Annotated in this window: 18 protein-coding genes and 1 pseudogene; 10 read left to right on the top strand and 9 right to left on the bottom strand. The window is 49.2% G+C overall.

The window, feature by feature from the left end:
* Positions 1-44: 44 nt before the first annotated feature.
* The 6 genes and pseudogenes from BWI93_RS18915 to rplS all read right to left on the bottom strand — a co-directional run bounded on the left by BWI93_RS18915 (position 45) and on the right by rplS (position 6,110).
* Entirely contained in the window at positions 45-503 is a 459-nt protein-coding gene (locus tag BWI93_RS18915) for a DUF6702 family protein (protein ID WP_176454276.1), read from the bottom strand.
* Positions 504-566: 63 nt separating this feature from the next.
* Positions 567-1,961, bottom strand: coding sequence for an RIP metalloprotease RseP (gene rseP, locus BWI93_RS18910; protein ID WP_094814144.1), 1,395 nt, complete (start codon positions 1,959-1,961; stop codon positions 567-569).
* A gap of 288 nt (positions 1,962-2,249) precedes the next feature.
* Positions 2,250-3,497, bottom strand: a pseudogene (fucP, locus tag BWI93_RS18905) (L-fucose:H+ symporter permease); the annotation flags it as partial.
* A 409-nt stretch (positions 3,498-3,906) separates the two neighbouring features.
* A complete protein-coding gene (locus tag BWI93_RS18900) occupies positions 3,907-4,695 on the bottom strand; it encodes an SDR family oxidoreductase (protein ID WP_094814140.1) in 789 nt (262 codons plus the stop codon).
* 93 nt (positions 4,696-4,788) lie between these two features.
* Positions 4,789-5,616 carry an amidohydrolase gene (locus tag BWI93_RS18895; protein WP_094814137.1) on the bottom strand — a complete coding sequence of 276 codons (828 nt, stop codon included), beginning with the start codon at positions 5,614-5,616 and terminating at the stop codon, positions 4,789-4,791.
* Between the two features lie 137 nt (positions 5,617-5,753).
* Positions 5,754-6,110: a 50S ribosomal protein L19 gene (gene rplS, locus BWI93_RS18890; RefSeq protein ID WP_094814135.1), complete on the bottom strand. Its 357-nt coding sequence runs from the start codon at positions 6,108-6,110 to the stop codon at positions 5,754-5,756.
* Between the two features lie 213 nt (positions 6,111-6,323).
* Between rplS and BWI93_RS18885 the strand changes: the two genes are divergently transcribed.
* From BWI93_RS18885 to BWI93_RS18855, 7 genes are all read left to right on the top strand, one after another.
* Entirely contained in the window at positions 6,324-7,016 is a 693-nt protein-coding gene (locus tag BWI93_RS18885; protein WP_094814161.1) for a head GIN domain-containing protein, read from the top strand.
* 232 nt (positions 7,017-7,248) lie between these two features.
* Positions 7,249-7,485, top strand: a complete 237-nt coding sequence (locus tag BWI93_RS18880) for an acyl carrier protein (protein WP_094814133.1) — start codon at positions 7,249-7,251, stop codon at positions 7,483-7,485.
* Positions 7,486-7,647: 162 nt separating this feature from the next.
* The gene (gene fabF, locus BWI93_RS18875) at positions 7,648-8,895 is read left to right on the top strand and encodes a beta-ketoacyl-ACP synthase II (protein ID WP_094814131.1); all 1,248 of its coding nucleotides are present in this window, start codon (positions 7,648-7,650) and stop codon (positions 8,893-8,895) included.
* Between the two features lie 43 nt (positions 8,896-8,938).
* Positions 8,939-9,724: a ribonuclease III gene (rnc, locus tag BWI93_RS18870; RefSeq protein ID WP_094814129.1), complete on the top strand. Its 786-nt coding sequence runs from the start codon at positions 8,939-8,941 to the stop codon at positions 9,722-9,724.
* An 80-nt stretch (positions 9,725-9,804) separates the two neighbouring features.
* The gene (locus tag BWI93_RS18865; protein ID WP_094814127.1) at positions 9,805-10,281 is read left to right on the top strand and encodes a DUF456 domain-containing protein; all 477 of its coding nucleotides are present in this window, start codon (positions 9,805-9,807) and stop codon (positions 10,279-10,281) included.
* An 85-nt stretch (positions 10,282-10,366) separates the two neighbouring features.
* Entirely contained in the window at positions 10,367-11,347 is a 981-nt protein-coding gene (hemB, locus tag BWI93_RS18860; protein WP_094814159.1) for a porphobilinogen synthase, read from the top strand.
* Positions 11,348-11,416: 69 nt separating this feature from the next.
* Positions 11,417-12,787 (top strand): dihydroorotase, encoded by a 1,371-nt coding sequence (locus BWI93_RS18855; protein ID WP_094814125.1) that lies wholly within the window; start codon positions 11,417-11,419, stop codon positions 12,785-12,787.
* A 159-nt stretch (positions 12,788-12,946) separates the two neighbouring features.
* Here the strand turns inward: BWI93_RS18855 and BWI93_RS18850 are convergent, their stop codons facing one another.
* Positions 12,947-13,174 carry a hypothetical protein gene (locus tag BWI93_RS18850; RefSeq protein ID WP_094814123.1) on the bottom strand — a complete coding sequence of 76 codons (228 nt, stop codon included), beginning with the start codon at positions 13,172-13,174 and terminating at the stop codon, positions 12,947-12,949.
* 63 nt (positions 13,175-13,237) lie between these two features.
* Here BWI93_RS18850 and BWI93_RS18845 point away from each other — a divergent pair, with 63 nt between their 5' ends.
* The 3 genes from BWI93_RS18845 (at position 13,238) to BWI93_RS18835 (ending at position 17,666) form a co-directional block, all read left to right on the top strand.
* On the top strand, positions 13,238-14,647 hold the full coding sequence (locus tag BWI93_RS18845) for a BatD family protein (RefSeq protein ID WP_094814121.1): 1,410 nt from the start codon (positions 13,238-13,240) through the stop codon (positions 14,645-14,647).
* A gap of 77 nt (positions 14,648-14,724) precedes the next feature.
* On the top strand, positions 14,725-15,804 hold the full coding sequence (gene aroC / locus BWI93_RS18840; RefSeq protein ID WP_094814157.1) for a chorismate synthase: 1,080 nt from the start codon (positions 14,725-14,727) through the stop codon (positions 15,802-15,804).
* Positions 15,801-17,666 carry an ABC-F family ATP-binding cassette domain-containing protein gene (locus tag BWI93_RS18835; RefSeq protein ID WP_094814119.1) on the top strand — a complete coding sequence of 622 codons (1,866 nt, stop codon included), beginning with the start codon at positions 15,801-15,803 and terminating at the stop codon, positions 17,664-17,666. The genes aroC and BWI93_RS18835 overlap by 4 nt, the downstream gene beginning before the upstream one ends.
* Before the next feature lie 35 nt (positions 17,667-17,701).
* On the opposite strand, the gene BWI93_RS18830 is transcribed toward BWI93_RS18835, so the two are convergent.
* Together BWI93_RS18830 and BWI93_RS18825 are read right to left on the bottom strand one after the other, a co-directional pair.
* Positions 17,702-19,216: a capsule assembly Wzi family protein gene (locus BWI93_RS18830; protein WP_094814117.1), complete on the bottom strand. Its 1,515-nt coding sequence runs from the start codon at positions 19,214-19,216 to the stop codon at positions 17,702-17,704.
* 162 nt (positions 19,217-19,378) lie between these two features.
* Positions 19,379-20,587, bottom strand: coding sequence for a penicillin-binding transpeptidase domain-containing protein (locus tag BWI93_RS18825; RefSeq protein ID WP_094814115.1), 1,209 nt, complete (start codon positions 20,585-20,587; stop codon positions 19,379-19,381).
* Positions 20,588-20,589 lie beyond the last annotated feature (2 nt).

The following is a 20,589-nucleotide window of genomic DNA, read 5'->3' as shown; positions in this document are numbered from 1 at the left end:
GTATACCCCTCTGCCGGCTTTGTTTGGTAGCTAAAAAATGTTCTTTATTCGATTACACGAGTCGGTATTTTCTCATTAAAAAGGAAATACTTTTTTTCGGAGCCAAAGGTCAGATTGACAATGTTTTGCTGATCATCAAAAATATCCGTTAGAGCCGATTGCTGAAGTTTGCAGCCTTTAATGTTCTCCGTAAAGGGCATTTCCACAAAAATCCAGGTGGCATCGACTTCATTCTGTTTTCCGACGTACTGATAAGCTTTCGCCTGACCCGCCGCGTTTAAAAACTTGTAGTGCTTACGGATGTACGCCTCAACCAGCCGATCGTTCTGATCTTTGTCCTGAATACGGATTTTAGCTCCCGACCGACCTTTATTCAAGGCCGTTTCCAGATCATCGGTAAACAGTTTGATTTCTACTTCAAACACCTTAGTCCGGGCATCATAACGCATTTCGGTCAGGCTGTTGTGAAAATCATGTTTATTCCGGTGAAAGGCGGAAAACAACGGTATACAAGCCAACATTAGTACTATACTCAGCCAGGGCCGCAGGTTGGGTCGCTTCATCATTTACTTAAACAGGTCATTACCAATCGCAAAGACCATCAGACCTAGCAATAAAATGGTACCAATTTGCTGAGCCCGTTCGAGGAATTTTTCCGAAGGAGCCCGGCGGAAAATCATTTCATAAAGCAGGAAAATAACGTGACCACCGTCGAGGGCCGGAATCGGCAGGGCATTCATGAAGGCCAAAGCCATCGAAAGCAGACCCGTTACCGTCCAGAAGTGGTTCCAGTCCCAGATATCACCGTATAATTTACTGATTCCTACGGGGCCGCTAATGGCATCGCTGGCGGCTACTTCACCTTTAAAAATCTTACCAAAACCTTTTACGTTTTTCGCCACTACGTCGAAGGCATCGTACGTACCCGCTGCTACAGCCTGACCGAAATTATAATCCACGTGAGCTGGCGTCTGTAAGGGCGTCCGGTTCAGGAAAACCATCAGTTTACCTTCGGGAGTTACGCGGGGTTTAAGCGTCAGCATCTTACCTTTCCGATCAACCACCACGTCGATAACTTTGCCTTTATTCGCCGCTACCGTTAGAGAAAATTCGTGGTAATATGTCAGGGGCTTACCATTAATACTAACCACTTTGTCGCCTTCCTTCATACCCGCTTCGTAGGCTGGTAGGTTCTGCTTTTTCTCGCCTAGAATCTTGGCAAACAAACCCGGTTTTTCCGGTTCGGCTACTTTTACCACTTCGCCCAGAGTGGCGAAGGTGCTGATGAAACGTTCGGGGTTATTATCCCGAGCCAGTAAGCCCGCCAAATCGTTCCGGATGGGAATGACCAGCTCTTTGCCATCCCGTTCGACGGTGTAATTGCTGTTGGATTCAAGCAGAACCTGACCTACTACATCCTGGCGGAAGTCTTCAATCGGCTGACCGTTTACCTTCACAATTTTATCCCCCGTACGTAGCCCAATTTCCTGAGCCAGTTCGCCCGCTACAATCCCGTTCTTGTTTACTTCGGAGACGGGAATGTAGTTGTACCCGTTCTGGTACGAGAGGGATGAGAAAATGATAATTCCCGTGATGACGTTGACAATGATTCCTCCCAACATGACCAAGAGACGTTGCCAGGCGGGTTTGGAGCGGAATTCCCAGGGCTGGGGTTCAGAAGCCAACTGATTGGCTTCCTGCGTTTCATCCACCATCCCGTCAATCTGAACGTAACCTCCTAAGGGGAACCAGCCAATACCATATTCGGTATCCCCAATTTTCTTCTTCCAAAGGGCGAAGTTGGCAACGTTAGGCAGGGGGAAAAGGAAATCAAAAAAGATATAAAACTTGTTGACGCGGATTTTGAAAAGTTTGGCAAAGAAGAAGTGACCAAACTCGTGTAAACCTACCAGTATCGAAAGGCCCAGCAATAACTGCCCGGCCATAATCCATCCACTCATTCGATTTAGTTTTCAGTTTTTAGTGTTCAGGTTTGCGGTTCTCTCATGGAACGATTCACAGCTCCATAATCGTCTATGCTTTCGGTCAGGATAGGAAGGGTAGGTAAAAAAAACTACTACTATCTTAAACAAATTGAAAACAGACCATTGCAAACTATCTATATAAACACAAAGATAGGGGGAAAGGATCGGCTTTAAGAAAAATTTAGATAGAAGGAAAGCTCTAAATGACCAGAAGCCGGTGGGGTTCCGGCTTCTGGCGATAAATTGGGAAATGAATCTCACCTACTAATCAGCTTTGTAGCCTTTAATGGCAAAAAACACGACATAAGCAAAGCAGACAAAGGGCACCAGCAAGGCCATAGCAGCTCCGGAAGGGAAAAGTAGACCCGCTACCAGGGGTAACACCGCTCCGCCTACGATACTCATGATGATTAAAGAGGAGGCCATCTTTGCTTCAACGCCCAGATTTTTGGTCGCTAAGGCGAAAATGGTGGGGAACATGATGGACTGGCAGAAGTACGTCATGCTCAGGCAAATCACGGCGACCAGACCACCCGCAAGGCCAGCAACGGCTACGAAAGCCACAGCGGCTACGGAGTAAATCGTAAGTACACGTTGGGCGGGCATTCGGGTCATGAGGGAAGTACCTACAAAGCGACCCAGCATAAACAGTACCAGTGCAAACGAAGCGTGGAATCCAGCGATCTGGGTATTAGAAAGCGAAGAGGCGTCCAGTCCACTGGCACTGCTGATGATTTTCATCCACCCTTCAGCCAGAACCCAGTGGGTTTCCCGGGAGAAATCCAGTTTGAAATCCACGAAATAGCCCCAGAGTACGGACTGAGCACCCACGTTGGCGAATTGAGCAATAATGCCGTATACCAGGTGTTTGTGGCGGAATAGGTGCGTAATGGAGATTTTTCCGGCTGATTTTTCTTCTTCTGCCCCCACTTCTGGCATTTTCACTACCGCAAAGATCAAGGCTACAAAAGCTACGATGGAGCCAATGGCCAGATAAGGTCCCTGCACCGAAAGAGCTTCCTGTACCCGTATGGCCTCTACCTCGGCCGCGGGCATGGCTGCCAGCATTTCAGGCGTGTACTCGGTTTGGGAGAAAATGAACAACGCTCCGATAATGGGACCTAAGATCAGACTGATCCCGTTGAAAGACTGGGAAAAATTCAATCGCCATTCTGACGTTTCCGGATCGCCCAATACCGTTACATACAGGTTCGCTGCCGTTTCCAGAAAGGCAATGCCACTGGCAATCATGAAGAGAGCAAAGAGGAAGAATCCGTACACGCGGGCACTGGCGGCGGGGTAAAACAGAAAGGCTCCGGCCGCGTACAGAATCAGGCCAAAGAGAATGCCTTTCTTGTAGCCGAACTTTCGCATGACGTATCCCGCCGGGAGAGCCATGAAGAAATAGCCCAGATAAAAAGCGAAATCAACAATACCAGCCTGAAAACGGCTTAAGTCCAGAGCAATCTGGAATTGTTTAATCAACGAGCCATTCAGCGAGTTGGCAAGTCCCCATAAAAAAACAGGCTCGTAACCAGAGCAAAGGGAATCAAATAACTGCCAGAAGCCGAGCCATCTTTAATTTTTACTTTTTCAGACGATGGTCCAAGTGCCATGAAAGGAAGGATTAGAGGGAGAATTAATTACTAAGGTGAGGAGGTGGTGACGTTTAGGATTACAGGAGGTGTAAAAGGGTTTGAAGTTGGAAACGTGTAAGGTTTGATAAGTGTGAAGGTTGAGGTTTGACGCGTGCCGCGACTATGGATTTACGGCAGGATACAGCCTCTAACCATTTGTCAGCAGGTATTACCCTGGAACATTACTAAAAACAGTCCCATCGTTTCAGACCGCGAGTCCTTTCAAACCTTATTTCAAACCATTCTTAAACGTTAAACCTCCTTAAACCTTTCAAACTCCCTAATTAAGCATTTGCCAGAGCCCGGTCCAGGTGTACATATCCACCATCCACGTGGATAAGCTGACCGGTGGTATGACTGGATTTGTCGGATAACAAAAAGGCGACCGTAGTACCAAGTTCTTCGGTGGTGGTCATGCGTTGCTGTAAGGGAATGTTGCGGGTAATTTCCTTGAGTTTTTCTTCCGGATTGGGTAAGCCATTGATCCAGCGTTCGTACAGGGGCGTCCAGCTTTCAGCTACAATCACTGCGTTGACCCGAACATTGTATTTGAGTAGCTCAACGGCCCATTCGCGGGTAAGGGCGTTACGGCCTCCGTTCGCGGCGGCATAAGCAGACGTACCTCCCTGACCCGTTTCAGCCGTTTTTGAGCCAATATTGACAATGGCTCCCTGCGATGCTTTCAGAGCAGGCAACGCATACTGAGCCATCAGGTAGTAATGAATCAGGTTTTTGTGCAGTGAAGCTACAAAGTCTTCATAGGTACCATTTTCCAGACCTACTCCATCGTTTACCCCGGCGTTATTGACCAGCCCATCGATGACACCAAATTTCTCCAGCGTCAATCGAACAGCCTTTTCACATTCGCTGGGCTGGGTCAATTCGGCAGGTACCTGAAAGGCCTGACCGCCCGCCGCTTCAATGGCTGCTACTGTTTTCAAATTATCGGACTCATTACGACCAATAATGACCGGAATCGCTCCTTCGGCAGCCAGCACTTGACTAATTCCTTCGCCAATGCCTTTGGCACCGCCCGTAACAATGATGACTTTATTGGATAGGTTTAGATTCATTACGAATGCATTAAATGTTCTTAAGGGATCTGTTGCTTAGTAACGATACCAAGCCTGACTATACCAAAAGAGCCTAATCGTAGTAAGATAACCTTATAAACTATAAAATTCAGTAGCCGTGATTCCCCAGAACTGAGCTTTTTCAGTTTCCGAAAACGGTTCCATGTATTCGTTTAGTATCTCTACCCAGCGTTCGTAAGCGGAAGCAACCAGACAAACGGGCCAATCGGAACCAAACATGGTACGGGAAGTACCAAAGGATTCGAAAATAACGTCCAGATAGGGGCGAAGCTGTTTAAGCGACCATTTTTCCCAGTCGGCTTCCGTCACCAGTCCGGATACTTTGCAGCAAACATTTTCGCGTTTACCCAGCGACTGAATATCGGCGGTCCATTTTTCCAGTTCGCCCTGTTTAATCAGGGGTTTCGCTCCGTGATCGACCACGAAGCGGTTATAGGGGAGACGCGTAGCGAGTTCGCGGGCGACGGGCAGGTGCTTTGGATAAATCAATACATCATAGGTATAGTCATACTCACCAAGGGTCCGTATGCCTTCCATAAACTCCGTCCGAAGCAGAAACAGATCATCCGGCTCTGCTTGTACGATATGACGAAAACCTTTGAGTTTAGGAAACGCCCGAAACATTTCAAGGCGTTCACTCAGAGTCTCTGACCGTAAATCCACCCAGCCTACCACGCCTTTGATAAAATCGTGTTGTTCCGCCAGGGAAAGCAGAAATTCCGTTTCAGCTTCGGATTGATCGGATTGGACGGCTATGGTGCCATCAATGCCCGTTTTCTGAAGGAGTGACTGGAGGTCTTCCGGAAAAAAATCCCGGCGGATGGCCTGCATGGCGGGAGTAATCCAGGCATCCCGAATAGGATCATACTGCCAGAAGTGCTGATGTGAGTCAATTTTCATGTGTCTAGAGAGGAATAGCTAAAATCAGTATAGGCAAGGATGGTAAAAATAAAGAAGGAAAGCGTAAAACCTTTGGATTGGGTACAAAAAAAGGTCGTTCTGTACAGGAACGACCTTTAAAAGGGAGTAGCTCAAGGCTATTTTTTCTTTTCTTTGATTTTGGCAGCCTTACCTTGTTTGCCACGCAGGTAGTACAGACGAGCACGACGTACCAGACCGCGACGTACCACTTCGATTTTGTCGATGTTGGGCGAAAGAAGGGGGAAGATACGCTCTACGCCAACGCCATTAGATACTTTACGTACCGTAAACGTTTCGCCATTCGTACCAGAATTTTTGCGTTGAATTACCGCACCAGTGAAAACCTGGATACGTTCTTTATTTCCTTCACGAATTTTTACGTGAACGTTAAGCGTATCGCCAGATTTGAAATCGGGGATGTCGGTCCGGCGAGCTGAATTATCAGCTTCTACCAGTTTGATCAGATCACTCATGATCTCTGAAAGAGTTTTGTTAAAATGGTCTAACTCATTGATAGATCGGCAACATCGAATCCCACAGGTCGAGCGGTTGCCGAAATGAGCCGCAAAGATACGGATTCTTTTGGCAGGTACAAAAGTCCGGTATTTTTTAATTCGCTATGCAACAAATCTTTAAGCGAAAACATCTTTCCGTCCTACACTCACCATGAAACCTTGTCAGCCGTGATGAATACCAAACACGTAACCTCCGTATTCTTTTTCCTGAGCCTGCTAGTGGCTACCTCAGTAGGAGCACAGACCAGAAAAACATTCAATCTCAGTAATTTTGACCGTCTGGATTTAGGATCAGCCTTTATCATTGACGTAAAGCCGGGTAGTTTCAACGTAGAAGTGGAAGGCGAACAGAAAGACCTCGACGAGCTGGAGGCCAACGTCAGCAGCGGTCAGCTTCGGATTCGGTACCGGGAAAGCAATCGGCGTTCGAATAATCGTCAGCGTGTACACGTCCACATCACCATGCCCGCCCTGACGGGCGTACGATTCAGTGGAGCTTCCCAGGCCAAAGTAGCAGGTTTCGGTAGCCAAAATCGGATGAACATTGATATTTCCGGAGCTTCTCAGGTCAGCATTGATACGCGGGCCAAACAGGTACAAATGGATTTGTCCGGTGCTTCTCAGGTTACTTTAAACGGAAATGCGGAAAGTCTTGACGGAAAAATTTCGGGAGCTACCATCTTTAAAGGCGAAGAATTTAAAGTTAGTCAGGCGAACGTAAATGTTTCCGGAGCCAGCTCGGCCCGCGTCTACGTAACCGAAAAATTAGTGGCCGATGCCAGTGGAGCCAGTCAGGTGCGATATCGGGGCCGTCCGTCCGTAACTGCCAATACCTCAGGAGCTAGCCAGGTTTCGAACGAATAAAAATTCCTTTCTGTATACGACTGAAAAGAGAAAAGTCAGACCGGCTTTCTCTTTTTTTATGCATTAGAATTTTATTAGAAAAGGGGAGGAAAAAGCCGATCAATGCCGATTGAATCGAATTTTAAAACCGAAAAAAAAATTTAATAAACGCTCGCTCTGAAAAATATGTTTGACAATCTGCATTCAAGTAATTTTCTTTGCGACGTTTTTTGAACCAAATCACTCAAACACAATGTCAGAAATCTCGGCTAAAGTCAAGCAGATTATCGTTGACAAATTGGGCGTGGAGGAGTCGGAAGTGACGCCGGAAGCTAGCTTTACGAATGACCTCGGGGCTGACTCGCTCGATACCGTGGAACTCATCATGGAATTTGAAAAAGAATTCAATGTGTCTATTCCCGACGATCAGGCTGAAACGATCACGACGGTCGGTCAGGCTGTTGCCTATCTGGAAGAACACGCCAAGTAAGTAACATCTATCAGCGGTGCTAATTTGGAAAAAGGCATTTCGGTGCCTCTTTTCGGATTAGCACATTTTTTTGATTCTGTTGGTTCGGATTTTTCTTGCTAAACAAACTCTCGATACAAGAGGCAAGTCAATCACTGAACCTGATTATAAAACTATTACGCTATGCAATTGAAGCGAGTTGTTGTCACTGGACTAGGAGCTCTTACCCCCATAGGAAATACGGTAGAGGAATACTGGGACGGACTGACCCGAGGCGTCAGCGGTGCCAATCTCATTACGCGGTTCGATGCCACCCGTTTCCGTACCAAATTTGCCTGTGAGGTAAAAAACTTTGACGTACAGGCGTACATTCCTCGCCAGGAGGCCCGCAAGATGGACTGGTTTACCCAGTACGCCGTCGTAACCGCCGATGAGGCGATTGCGGACGCGGGCATCGATAAAGAAAAAGTAGACCTTGATCGCGTAGGCGTAATCTGGGGTGCCGGTATCGGTGGACTCAAAACGTTTGAGGATGAAGTACTGAATTTTGGAGGTGGTGATGGAAACCCCCGGTTCAATCCCTTCTTTATTCCCAAAATGATTGCGGATAGTTCCGCTGGACTGATCTCCATCCGTCACGGATTTCGCGGACCTACCTACGTCACCGTATCGGCCTGTGCTTCTTCAGGAAATGCCCTAATCGACGCGTTTAACTACATCCGTTTGGGTAAGATGGATATTTGCGTATCCGGTGGATCAGAAGCGGCTGTTACGCAGGCGGGTGTGGGTGGTTTTAACGCCCTGAAAGCACTTTCAGAACGTAACGACGATTTTGCCACGGCTTCCCGTCCCTACGATAAAGACCGTGAAGGGTTTGTACTGGGTGAAGGTGGAGCGGCCCTGATTCTGGAAGAATACGAGCATGCCGTAGCCCGTGGAGCAAAAATCTACTGCGAAATCATGGGTGGCGGTATGTCGTCCGATGCGTATCACATTACAGCTCCCCATCCGGACGGACGTGGTGCCTATATGTGTATGAAGCTGGCTCTGGAAGACGCTGAATTGCCCCTGGAATCAGTCGATTACATTAATACCCACGGTACATCCACGCCCATTGGCGATCCGCAGGAACTAAAGGCCATTGAGCGTTTGTTCGGCGAACATGCTACCAAGCTGAATATCAGTTCCACGAAATCCATGACCGGTCACCTGTTAGGGGGAGCGGCTGCGATTGAAGCGGTAGCTGCAATTCTGGCGATTAAAAATCAGTTGATACCGCCTACGATCAACCATTTTACGGACGATCCTGATATTAATCCAAATTTAAACCTTACCTTCAATGAGCCCCAGGCCCGGAAGGTAGAAGTGGCGATTAGCAACACTTTTGGTTTTGGCGGACACAACACTTGCGTTGTTTTCAAGAAAGTATAGTCGGGTTGAGCCGTGGGTTGCTGACCTACGGCTCAGCCAATAAATGTTTTACACTGTGCTGCTACCGCTATTCGTTTCTACGGTCTTTGACCCTCTGACCCAGTTTTTCAGATCACCGTCCGACAAGGATAAAAAGCTGAAGAAAGCGGTAGCTACGCTTATCGGTACCCGTCCGTCCAATGTGGAACTATACCGGCTGGCGTTTATGCATACGTCGGTGAGTAAGCCCGTCAACGGCAAAGATCTCCGACTTTCCAACGAACGGCTCGAATACCTGGGCGATGCGGTGCTGGGTATGGTCGTGGCCGAGTATCTCTTCAAAAAGTATCCGTACAAAGACGAAGGTTTCCTGACCGAAATCCGCTCCCGGATTGTCAATCGGGAATCACTTAACCTGGTGGCCCGTAAACTGGGCCTGGATACGCTGGTGGAATACGACCCGAATCGCCGGACCGTACTGGCCCGTACGTCCATGTACGGCGATGCTCTGGAAGCATTCGTGGGAGCAATTTACCTGGATAAAGGATTTCAGTTTACCAAGAAATTTATTTTGAAACGACTGCTTTCCAGTTATTTCGATCTGGATAAAGTGGTAGAAACCAATATCAATTACAAGTCGCAGATCATCGAATGGGCTCAGCGGGAAGGTCGCGACCTTCGCTTTGAGGTAACGGAAAAAGGATCTGCCCGACATAAGGAATTCATTGCCGAACTCATGGTCGATAACGAAGTATTCGCCACGGGTACCGGGTTCAATAAAAAGAAAGCCGAGCAGTCGGCTTCCGAAAAAGCCATCGAGAAACTGAACCTGGTTAAGCCAGTCAGTTAAGTTGGTACTTCTTTTTTGTAAAAAAGCTATCCCGAACGGATGGCTTTTTTTATTTTCAGGCCAATAACCTCTAAAAACGTATGGAAATTTTATTAGTCATTCTGGGCGTACTGGCCCTGCTCGTTGGTTTGGCCGGAGCCGTGCTGCCTTTACCCGGTCCACCGCTGAGTTTTTTAGGCTTGCTACTATTGCACTGGTCAGGGCGGGCCACGTTTTCTTCCACCACCCTTATTGTTCTTGGGATCGTTACGTTTATCATTGCCATACTGGATTATCTGGTACCCATTTGGGGCGTACGAAAATTTGGCGGTACCACCTACGGCACGTACGGCACTACGATTGGACTTATCCTGGGTTTAATCCTGCCCATTCCCGGAGGGATGTTTGTGGGAGCCTTTGTCGGAGCGATGGGCGGAGAAATGTACGGCGGTATGGCTTCAGGCAAAGCCATGCGGGCTGCGTTTGGCTCCTTTCTGGGCTTCATGGCGGGTATGTTTATGAAGGTCGTTTTGTGTCTGGTTATGATTGGGTACGCCATCGCCGCTTTTATCAAGTAACCCCGAACGATTTCAACTTTTCTGTCCTTCTCAAACCGTAGGAGCCGTACCTTTGCGGCAGTTTTTCACGTATCCTGTAGTAGCTATGCATATATTACGTCGTCCCCGTCGGTTGCGTACAAGTGCCGCGGTGCGAGCGTTGGTTGAAGAAACGAGCGTTTCGGTAAATGATCTCATTCTGCCGGTTTTTGTGGTAGAAGGACAAAATGTAAAACGAGAAGTAGCTTCCATGCCGGGTGTGTATCGGCATTCGCTGGATAATTTGCTGGATGAAATTGGCCAGTGCCAGGATTTAGGCATCAAAGCCTTTGATTTATTTCCCGGTTTGGATGAATCCAAAAAAGATAAGTACGCCAGTGAAAGCTGGCGGGAAGGTAGCATGTATCTGGAGGCGATTCATGCCGTGAAGAGTAAGTATCCGGACGTAGTGGTCATGACGGATGTAGCCATGGATCCCTACAGCTCGGATGGGCACGATGGGTACGTAGAGAATGGTGAGATTCTGAACGACGAAACGCTGGAATACCTGGGTAAAATGGGCATTGCTCAGGCTCAGGCGGGTGCGGACATTCTCGGACCCTCGGATATGATGGACGGTCGGGTTGGATACCTGCGGGAGAAACTCGATGACGCCGGATTTTCGAAAGTAGCGATCATGTCGTACACAGCCAAGTACGCGTCGGCTCTGTACAGTCCTTTCCGGGATGCCCTGGAATCAGCCCCCAAGTTCGGCGACAAGAAAACGTATCAGATGAATCCGGCTAACATTAAAGAAGCTCTGATTGAAGCCGAACTGGATTACGCCGAAGGAGCCGATTATCTGATGGTGAAGCCCGCTATGCTGTATCTGGACATTATCAAGATGCTGAATGATAACTTCGCCCTGCCCATTGCCGCCTACAACATTTCGGGTGAATACTCCATGATCAAAGCTGCCGCCCAGAAAGGCTGGATTGACGGGGATCGGGTGATGCTCGAAACGCTGACGTCCATCAAACGGGCGGGAGCAAAGATTATTCTGACGTACTTCGCGAAGGAGTTTGCTCAAATCCAGCAACAACGATAAGTTCTTTTGAATACTTTCCGGATGCCCTGTCTGCTTGCATACAGGGCATCTTTTTAGCCAGACCTTCTTATGTCTTCACTTCTTATTCTTAATGCTCAGCTGGTCAACGAAGGACAGATTCGCCCGGCGGACGTATTCATCAAAAACGGGTTCATTGAAAAAATCGGTACGGGCCTTTCCGGACTGAACGCCGATCAGGTCATTGATGCCAAAGGTCAGTATCTGTTACCCGGCGTCATTGATGACCAGGTACACTTCCGGGAACCGGGCCTTACGCACAAGGCGACTATCCGATCGGAAGCCCGGGCGGCGGTTTCCGGTGGCGTGACGAGCTTCATGGAAATGCCTAATACCGTTCCGAACGCACTCACGCAGGAACTGCTAGCCGATAAGTACGCGATTGCCAGCCGTAGTTCACTGGCTAATTACTCGTTCTTCATGGGAGCCTCGAACGACAATTACGACGAGGTCATGCGGACGGACGCTACGCAGGTTTGCGGTGTAAAAATTTTCATGGGTTCATCGACGGGGAATATGCTGGTGGATAATCCAGTAGTGCTGGGCAAACTTTTTGCGAATGCTCCGTACCTAATTGCTACGCACTGTGAAGATGAAGCCACGATTCGGGCGAACGTAGCCGCGTATAAGGAACGGTACGGTGACGATGCCCCCGCCCGCGTACACCCCGAAATCCGGAATGAAGAGGCGTGTTACAAATCCAGCTCCATGGCGGTAGAACTAGCCAAACAGCACGGTACGCGTTTACACATTCTGCATATTACGACTGGTGAAGAAACGGCCTTGTTTGACAAAGGTTATTACGGCTATTCCGACGCCGAGAGTGTCAACCGCAAATATCAGAAACGCATCACGTCAGAAGTCTGTGTGCACCACCTCTGGTTTGATGCCCGCGATTACGAACGCCTGGGCAATCAGATCAAGTGTAATCCAGCGATTAAAGCCGATGGCCATAAGCAACAACTGTTACAGGCTCTGCTCGACGACCGGATTGATGTAATTGCCACCGACCACGCTCCGCACACCTGGGAAGAAAAGCAACAGTCGTACTGGCAGGCCCCCTCGGGTTTACCGCTGGTGCAACATCCCCTGCTACTGATGCTGGAGTTTTATCAGGACGGTAAAATCTCCCTCCAAACCATCGTTCGAAAAATGTCACACGCCGTAGCCGATTGTTTCCGGATGGAAAAACGGGGCTATATCCGTGAAGGCTACTGGGCCGATCTGGTGCTGGTGGATCTAAACCGTCCGAATGTGGTCACGAAAGAAAGCCTGCATTTTCAGTGTGGCTGGTCGCCGCTGGAAGGGTATAACTTTCGCTCCGCTGTTACGCATACCATCGTATCGGGTCACGTGGCGTACGCGAATGGAGCATTCAATGAAGAAAAAACGGGCGAACGCCTGACGTTCATCCCCGCGTAACGTATAGCGGGTAGAAGAACCTAGCGTATCATTGGCTAAGAATGCTTTCTTACGCAATAAGCATTCTTCAATATTCTGATTATAAATACGTTACCTAAGAAACAAAAATCCTCGTCGGAAACCCGACGAGGATTCTGATGTCCCTAAAATCATCACAAACTATTCTCTGGCAAATCGCAGGCGACGGAAACGGACCGTAGCAAAACAGCGACGCAAAATGCGGTAGTATATTTTACCAAACAGGGTATAGCACCATTGTTTGAGTTCTTTAACTTCAGCAGGAATCAATTGGCGTAAGGCTTTACGCAGTTCTTTTTCGAATAAATGAGCGTCAAAACTTACTTTCTGGAGAATGATCTTGACATATTCCAATACCGTGATGGACATGGCATAATTGGTTTAAGGTTTAACAAATGGCTGGGCCATTAGTTTCGGCCTATCTTTGTAACGATGAAGGCACGACAAATATATTTAATTATCCTACTTTTTTATTGTTCTTTTTCAAGAATTTTTGTTTTTGCCCAGCAAAACGCGATTCGCATTGAATTAGGGCCTTCTTCTATACCTGCCGGCAAGCCCTATACGATCACCGTAGTCATCACGGGGAGCGAACAACGCGAGTACGATCGCTTCCCGGATGTCATGGGAATGAGCCGCCGGGGCACCACCACTACTACTTCCAGTACCACCGTAGGCAATCGTACGGAAATAGTACAACGCATCACTCAAAATTATATTCCAAACCAACCGGGAAATTACGCTGTCACGCCATTTACCATGAATGTAAATGGGCAGACCGTTCAATCGATGGGTGGAATTGTCATTGTGACCGATGCCGTTGCCAAAGAGACAGTGTCAGAAGAAGAGGAGGAAGCCGTTGAACCCACGCCTGCGGATGCCAAAGCGTCCGCGTTTTTACTCCTCAGTTCCAACCGCAGTCAGGTCTACGCGGGCGAAGGCTTTAACCTGAGTTTGGGCTTTTTTGTTGCGGATGATAATCCCCTGGAAATGGGTTTCTATGCGTTAAACCTGCAATTAGGGGCTATTCTCAAGCAGATACGACCCGCAAACTGCTGGGAAGAAAATTTTGGTATACGCGGCGAACCCCAGGTGTTTGAAACCACGATTAATGGCCGAAGGTACACCGAGTACCGGCTCTTTCAGGCAGTATATTTTCCGTTGAATACGGAGCCGATCCAGTTTCCTGCCGTAAGTCTGAAAATGAGCGTGACTGATGAAAAGTCGAAAAAACAGTCTTTTCTGACGTTTCATAGTAAACCTCTCGTCATTCGTCCCGTCCCGCTGCCCCAGGATGCCCGCCGCAATCAGGCCGTTACTGGGGAATATTCGGTACGGGAACAACTTAGTACCCGGGTCGTACAAACGGGGAAAACGATTCAGTACAAAATCACGATAAACGGCATTGGTAACCTAACCCCGATTCTGATTCCAACGCCCGAAAATGATAACTTTTTTGATTTTTACCCACCCACCATCCAGCAATCCATTACGCGTCGACGGAGCCGGGTGAGTGGCGAAAAAACTTTTACTTTTCAGATCATTCCCAAACAGGCCGGAAACTTCCCGTTAAGCATGTATTTTCGCTGGATATTTTTCAATCCACGAACCGGCCGCTACGTCAACTGGCAGTCGAATATGGTTCTGAAAAGTCAGGGTGAAAAAATTACCAATACCGATTCGGATGCACTGGCGGGTTCGCTCTTCAGTAATCTTGAAAACCTGGACAGTACGAAACCCTTCGTGAATGTTCAGCATACCATTCTGAGTTTGGCGAATGGGCTACTGGCGATTATGGCTTTGGGAATGGTGTATATTTTCATACGAGGGAAACGCGGCTAGCCGACCCTCGTTTACGGTTTTGTCTTCTATTTCGGATGGCTGACTACGGTCAGCTGATCCTCAAACAGTACGAATTTATGTCCAGTACATACGGTACGTTATTTAAAATCAGCACGTTTGGTGAATCCCACGGAAAAGCGATCGGTGTCGTAATCGACGGTTGTCCGGCCGGAATCACCTTCGATGAAGCCTTTATTCAGCAGGACCTGGATCGGCGTAAACCCGGCCAGTCCCGCATTACTACGCAACGCAAAGAATCCGATACGTTTCAGGTCCTGTCGGGGGTATTCGAAGGCAAGACAACGGGTACACCCATCGGCCTGATGATTCCGAACGAAGATCAGCGGTCCAAAGATTACAGCCACATTTCCGAGCAGTTCCGGCCTTCGCACGCGGACTACACCTACACGGCCAAGTACGGCGTTCGCGATTACCGGGGTGGGGGACGTTCGTCCGCCCGCGAAACGGCGGCTCGGGTGGCAGCAGGAGCCCTGGCGAAACTGGTACTTCAGCAATTGGGTGTATCGATTCAGGCCTACGTATCGCAGGTGGGAAAGCTGAAAATGGAAATTCCCTATCAGCAGTTGAATCTGGCTCTGGCGGAGGAAAACGCCGTACGTTGCCCTGATCCCGAGGTAGCCGAGCAGATGTTCGCGTACATTGACGAAACCCGTAAAAAGGGCGATAGCATCGGTGGCGTAGTATCCTGCGTGTGTACGGGCGTTCCGGCGGGCTGGGGCGAACCCGTGTTTGACAAGTTGCACGCAGAATTAGGCAAAGCCATGCTTTCCATTAACGCCGTGAAAGGTTTTGAATACGGTTCTGGCTTTGCGGGTGTTGAACAATACGGCTCAGAACATAACGATGAGTACTACACCGACGAAACGGGCAAGGTACGCACGCGGACCAACCTTTCCGGCGGTATTCAGGGGGGTATTTCGAACGGGGAAGACATTTATTTCCGCGTAGCTTTCAAACCCGTAGCTACGATTATGCAGGATCAGGAATCGGTGGATGTCCACGGAAATCCGGCCGTCGTATCGGGCAAAGGGCGACACGACCCCTGCGTGGTACCCCGGGCTGTACCCATCGTAGAGGCGATGGCGGCCTTAGTATTAGTGGATTTTTATTTGTTGAATCAGGCGAGGAAGGCATGAATTATTTATCCGCCGAAGGGCTCTCGAAATCAACGGGAGAACGCTGGCTTTTCAGAAATATCACGTTTGGCTTAAGTAAGGGCGACAAAGTTGCCCTGGTGGGTCGAAACGGAACGGGTAAAACGTCTTTGATGGACGTACTGGCTGGTTTACAGACTGCCGAAGAAGGAACCGTCAGTATTCGTAAGGAAGTACGGGTTGGGTATCTCAATCAGCAACCGAATCTGGATGAAAACCAGACCGTACTGGATACGCTGTTCCTCGGCGACACCCCCCTGCTGCAGGCCATTCGGGCGTATGAACTGGCTCTGATCGATGGCACGGATCAGCAACTGGCCGACGCTGCCGAGCAAATGGAAGTACAGAAGGCCTGGGATTACGAATCGAAAGTAAAGCAGGTACTGGGCCGACTCGGCGTAGCTGAATCCAACTTTGACAAGCAGGTAGGACAGCTTTCGGGGGGCCAGCGGAAGCGGGTGGCTCTGGCTAAAGTACTGCTCGACGAGCCGGATTTACTTATTCTGGATGAGCCTACCAACCACCTGGATCTGGAAGCGATCGAGTGGCTGGAAAATTACCTGGGTACGGCGAATATGACGCTGTTACTCGTGACGCACGACCGCTATTTCCTGGATCGGGTATGTACGGAAATCCTGGAGCTGGACGAGGGAAATATTTACCGCTACAAAGGCAATTATTCCTATTTCCTGGAACGCCAGTCGGAACGCCATGCTTCGGAATCCGCGAGTGTGGATAAAGCCCAAAACCTGCTCCGTCGCGAACTGGAGTGGATGCGGCGGCAACCCAAGGCCCGGGGTACGAAAGCCCAGTACCGCATTGATGCCTTTTACGACTTACAGGATAAGGCAAATCAGGGGCGGAAGGAGTCGAACGTGGAGCTGAACATTGGCATGGCCCGGCTGGGTAGCAAGATTATCGAGCTGGAACATATCAAAAAGGCTTTTGGCGATCTGAAAATCGTCGAGGACTTTGAATACGTGTTTCGCCGTCGCGAGCGGGTAGGGATTGTGGGGAAGAATGGCGTGGGGAAATCTACGTTTCTGGATATTTTAACGGGAGAACAGCAAGCCGACTCGGGCGTGATCAGTGTCGGGGAAACGGTTCGGTTTGGTTATTATACACAGAGTGAACCAACGTTTAAGCCCGGACAGCGAGTCATCGACGTAGTAAAAGACATTGCGGAGGTCGTTACGCTAGGTTCTGGTGAGACGATTACGGCCAGTCAGTTTCTGCAACATTTTTTATTCGATCCGAAGAAGCAATACACCAATGTAGAAAAGCTTTCGGGTGGTGAAAAACGTCGCTTGCAACTGTTGCAGGTCCTGATTCAGAACCCGAACTTTCTGATTCTGGATGAGCCCACGAACGATCTGGACATCCAGACGCTGAATGTACTGGAAGATTATCTGCTCCAGTTTGCGGGCTGTCTGGTACTGGTTTCTCACGACCGCTATTTCATGGACCGTCTGGTAGAGCACTTGTTTGTTTTTGAAGGTGAAGGAAGAATCAGGGATTTCCCCGGCAACTATACCGATTATCGCGAAAACTTGAGTAGTGCACCCGTCGTTGAACCGACGAAACCCAAAGTCGAAGCTCCTAAACCAGCTTCTACGCCAGCTCCGGTTTCCACGAAACGAAAGCTGAGTTACAAGGAACAGCGGGAATTGGAAACGCTCGAAAAGGAAATTACCGAACTGGAGGGACAACGGGCAGCTATTACTGAACAAATGAACGCCGGCGAAGGCGATTACCAACAGATTACGCTGTGGTCCAAAGAGATTGAGGAAATCAACGTTCAGCTCGAAGAAAAAGAATTTCGCTGGATGGAATTATCGGAATAAACAAAACGGACGGGAAACCGTCCGTTTTTGTTTATTTACCAGCGACGGGATCGGTACTTCAGCCGATACCGGGCGATTTCCGGAATGTCTTCATCCGCAAATCCCCAGCTTTTCCGAATGCCCATGGAGAAGCCCCAGCTTTGCGGATAAACGTCACCGAAATCGGCAGCTCCACTAGCCAGTAGTTCAGAGCCTTTTAGAAACCATACTGGTTTGCGTAATTCCAGCAGTAGACTAACTTGTTGCTTTGCCCGTGTGTACGGGGATTCGGGCGTTCCGTCGGAGTGAAGGTAGGTAAATCGACCGTTGAAGGTATACCCTTGCCCCAGGGAACCATCCAGGCCCAAGTGTACCGCTGAGAGTAGATTGTCTTTGGTGAAAAGCCCTTCAGCCGCACGAGTTGGGGCCAGAAGTGGTGTACCTAGGGTTCGTTCACGATAGGACCAGCCCTGTTGGTACTGTCGGTGGTTAAAGTAGTTCTCTTCCCAGACGGGCCCTTGGCCAAAGGGCGAACCTTTTCGTCCCTGATTTTTGGTGTACAGAACCTCCACCACGAGCTTACGGATGACGGGAGTGTCGGTACCATCGGTAGTGATACTAACGCCAGTAAGTCCATCCCGCCAGTTGGCTAAATGCAGCAGCGACGGCATTTCGTAGGGCTGTTGGCGGTAAAAAAGGAAGCGATGCCCGTTCGTTTGAAGTTGAAGGGCGGCATCAACGGAGCCTACATGATTACCTACCCGTTCACGAAAATCATACGGATTATACGCGGCATTTTTCCCTCGCCCAGCCGTTACTACGCTCCAGAAAGCTGCTGCGTCTTTGGGAAGGGAGCCGTTGGGTTGAAAGTACTCCGTTTGCGTGGGTGAAGGACTCGTACGCAGGCTGGGAGCATAACCTCCCCACTGGACCTGATGGTTGATGCCCAAAAAGGTTTGCAAACGGGCGGTAGGCTTTCCCAAACGCAGATAAAACGTTTTCTGATGCAGGTACGACCGGCGTACAAAAGCAGTGCGGTCGTCAAGCCAGCCGTGTGCCCAGACGGCCTGAAAAGCCAGTCGATCATTTAGGAGAGACGTCCAGTTAGGAAAGCCGATCTGTATCTTGGGTACGGGCATCGCGTTACCCGACCAACTGTACGGACCCACGCCCAGCGTAGAATCGGCCAGTCCAAACGTTTCTTTCCGTTTTCCGATGTACACTTCCAGAGCACCCCAGCGGGATTTGAGGTACAATTCAGGCAAGAGAATCTGATTGGTGGCTCCGGCATTCGTGGTCACGTTGACACCGTATCCCCAGTCCCAGGACTTACGTCGCAGGTAAGGTCGGGTTTTACTGGGTCGCTGGTAATCCGCTGCGATCGAAAAGCTGGCTTGAGTTACCGGACCTTGTGCAGGAATGGTACCGTATTGACGAGCCTGCATCCAGAAAGGGAGGTTTCCCCCCGCCAGAAGTTGAAGCCTTGCTGTATAGGTTTCATTGTCTTTAAAAATACCCTGAGCGAAAAGACTGGTTGGAAGCAGAACAAGAAGGAGAGAAGTACGGAACATAGATCAAGTAGGTGGATAACTTGATCTAATGTATAAGTATATAGTACTGGTTTTTGATTATGGATAGCTGTACTTATTTATCGGCAGGCTGGATAAAAGAAGAAGGTCATGAACCCATCTGGTGAACGGGACCCATGACCTTCTTCAATACTGTTAAACGATTTAATGTAATTCGAGCGTAATGCTTTTTTCGGCGGGTTCCGTACCCGGTTCCAGCGACTGGGCCGTCACATGGCCGCGACCCGTGTACAGAACTTTGTACCCCCGATTCTCGAGCACATACAACGCATCCCGCAGGCTCATGCCTTTTAGGTTGGGTACCCGTTGCGTACTGCCCCGGGGCACTTCATCCCAGCCACTAGCCGAAGTTTTAACGTTGAAACTCCTGGCAATGGATTGCAGATCCTGGGGATGGGAACTGGCCAGTTCGTCCTGCCATTCGCTGCTGTGCTGAGCTTTGCCGCGTAAGGTGCGGTGCATATTCAAATCCAGAGCGTGTACCTTATCCGCAATTTCGCGGAATACTGGAGCTGCGGCCGTGCCGCCGTACGCCGATTGTCCCGTCAGCGGATTATGCGGTTCATCCAGTGATACCAGAATGGTGTACTGCGGTTTTTCTACTGGGAAATAGCCAATGAACGAGGAGTAGTAGTTATTCGTTTTCAGCTTCCCGTTGAATTTCTTGGACGTACCCGTTTTTCCCGCAATCCTATAGTTGGGATTACGAATGCTACGAGCCGTTCCGTGAGCGTCTTCGAGTACATCCGTGAGCATTTTCTGGACAATCTTGAGGGTCTTTTCCGAACAAATGGGCTTCGAATCCCGACGCTGGGTCTGCGTGAAATCTTTTTCGACCAGATCGCCGCGTTTCGCCGTTTTTACGATGATGGGCTGAATCCAGTATCCATTGTTGGCAACTGCATTGTAGAACGACAACATCTGCAAGGCTGAAAGTCGCATTTCCTCGCCAATAGACATGGTCGGCAGCGTTTTCTTGCTGTACAGGCGGTGCGTCGTCCGGTGGAACTCGGGTAGTTCATTACCACGGCTTACCTCTACCTGGAAGCCGAGTTTGTCGGCCAGGTGAAACTGTTCGAGGTAATCGATGAATTTATCGGGTTTACTGGCGAAATGCTGAACAAGTACTTTGGCCATCCCCACGTTCGAGGAACGAATAAACGCATCATGGATGGAAATGACGCCGTACCCTGAGTTGTTGGAATCGTGCAGGTGCAGGTAGCGACCGCCCGTCGTATTGACCAGATCATTGGGCGAAATGTTGGTTTCCTCAAATACGGCCATCATCGTAGCCAGCTTGAAGGTCGAACCCGGAGCAATCCGGAAGTTCACCGCAAAGTTCTGATCATCCACGT

Source organism: Siphonobacter sp. BAB-5385, from assembly GCF_002261125.1.
Classification (GTDB): Bacteria; Bacteroidota; Bacteroidia; order Cytophagales; family Spirosomataceae; genus Siphonobacter.
The sequence above is the reverse complement of the archived record's forward strand: the minus strand, read 5'-3'. Positions and strand labels throughout refer to the sequence as shown.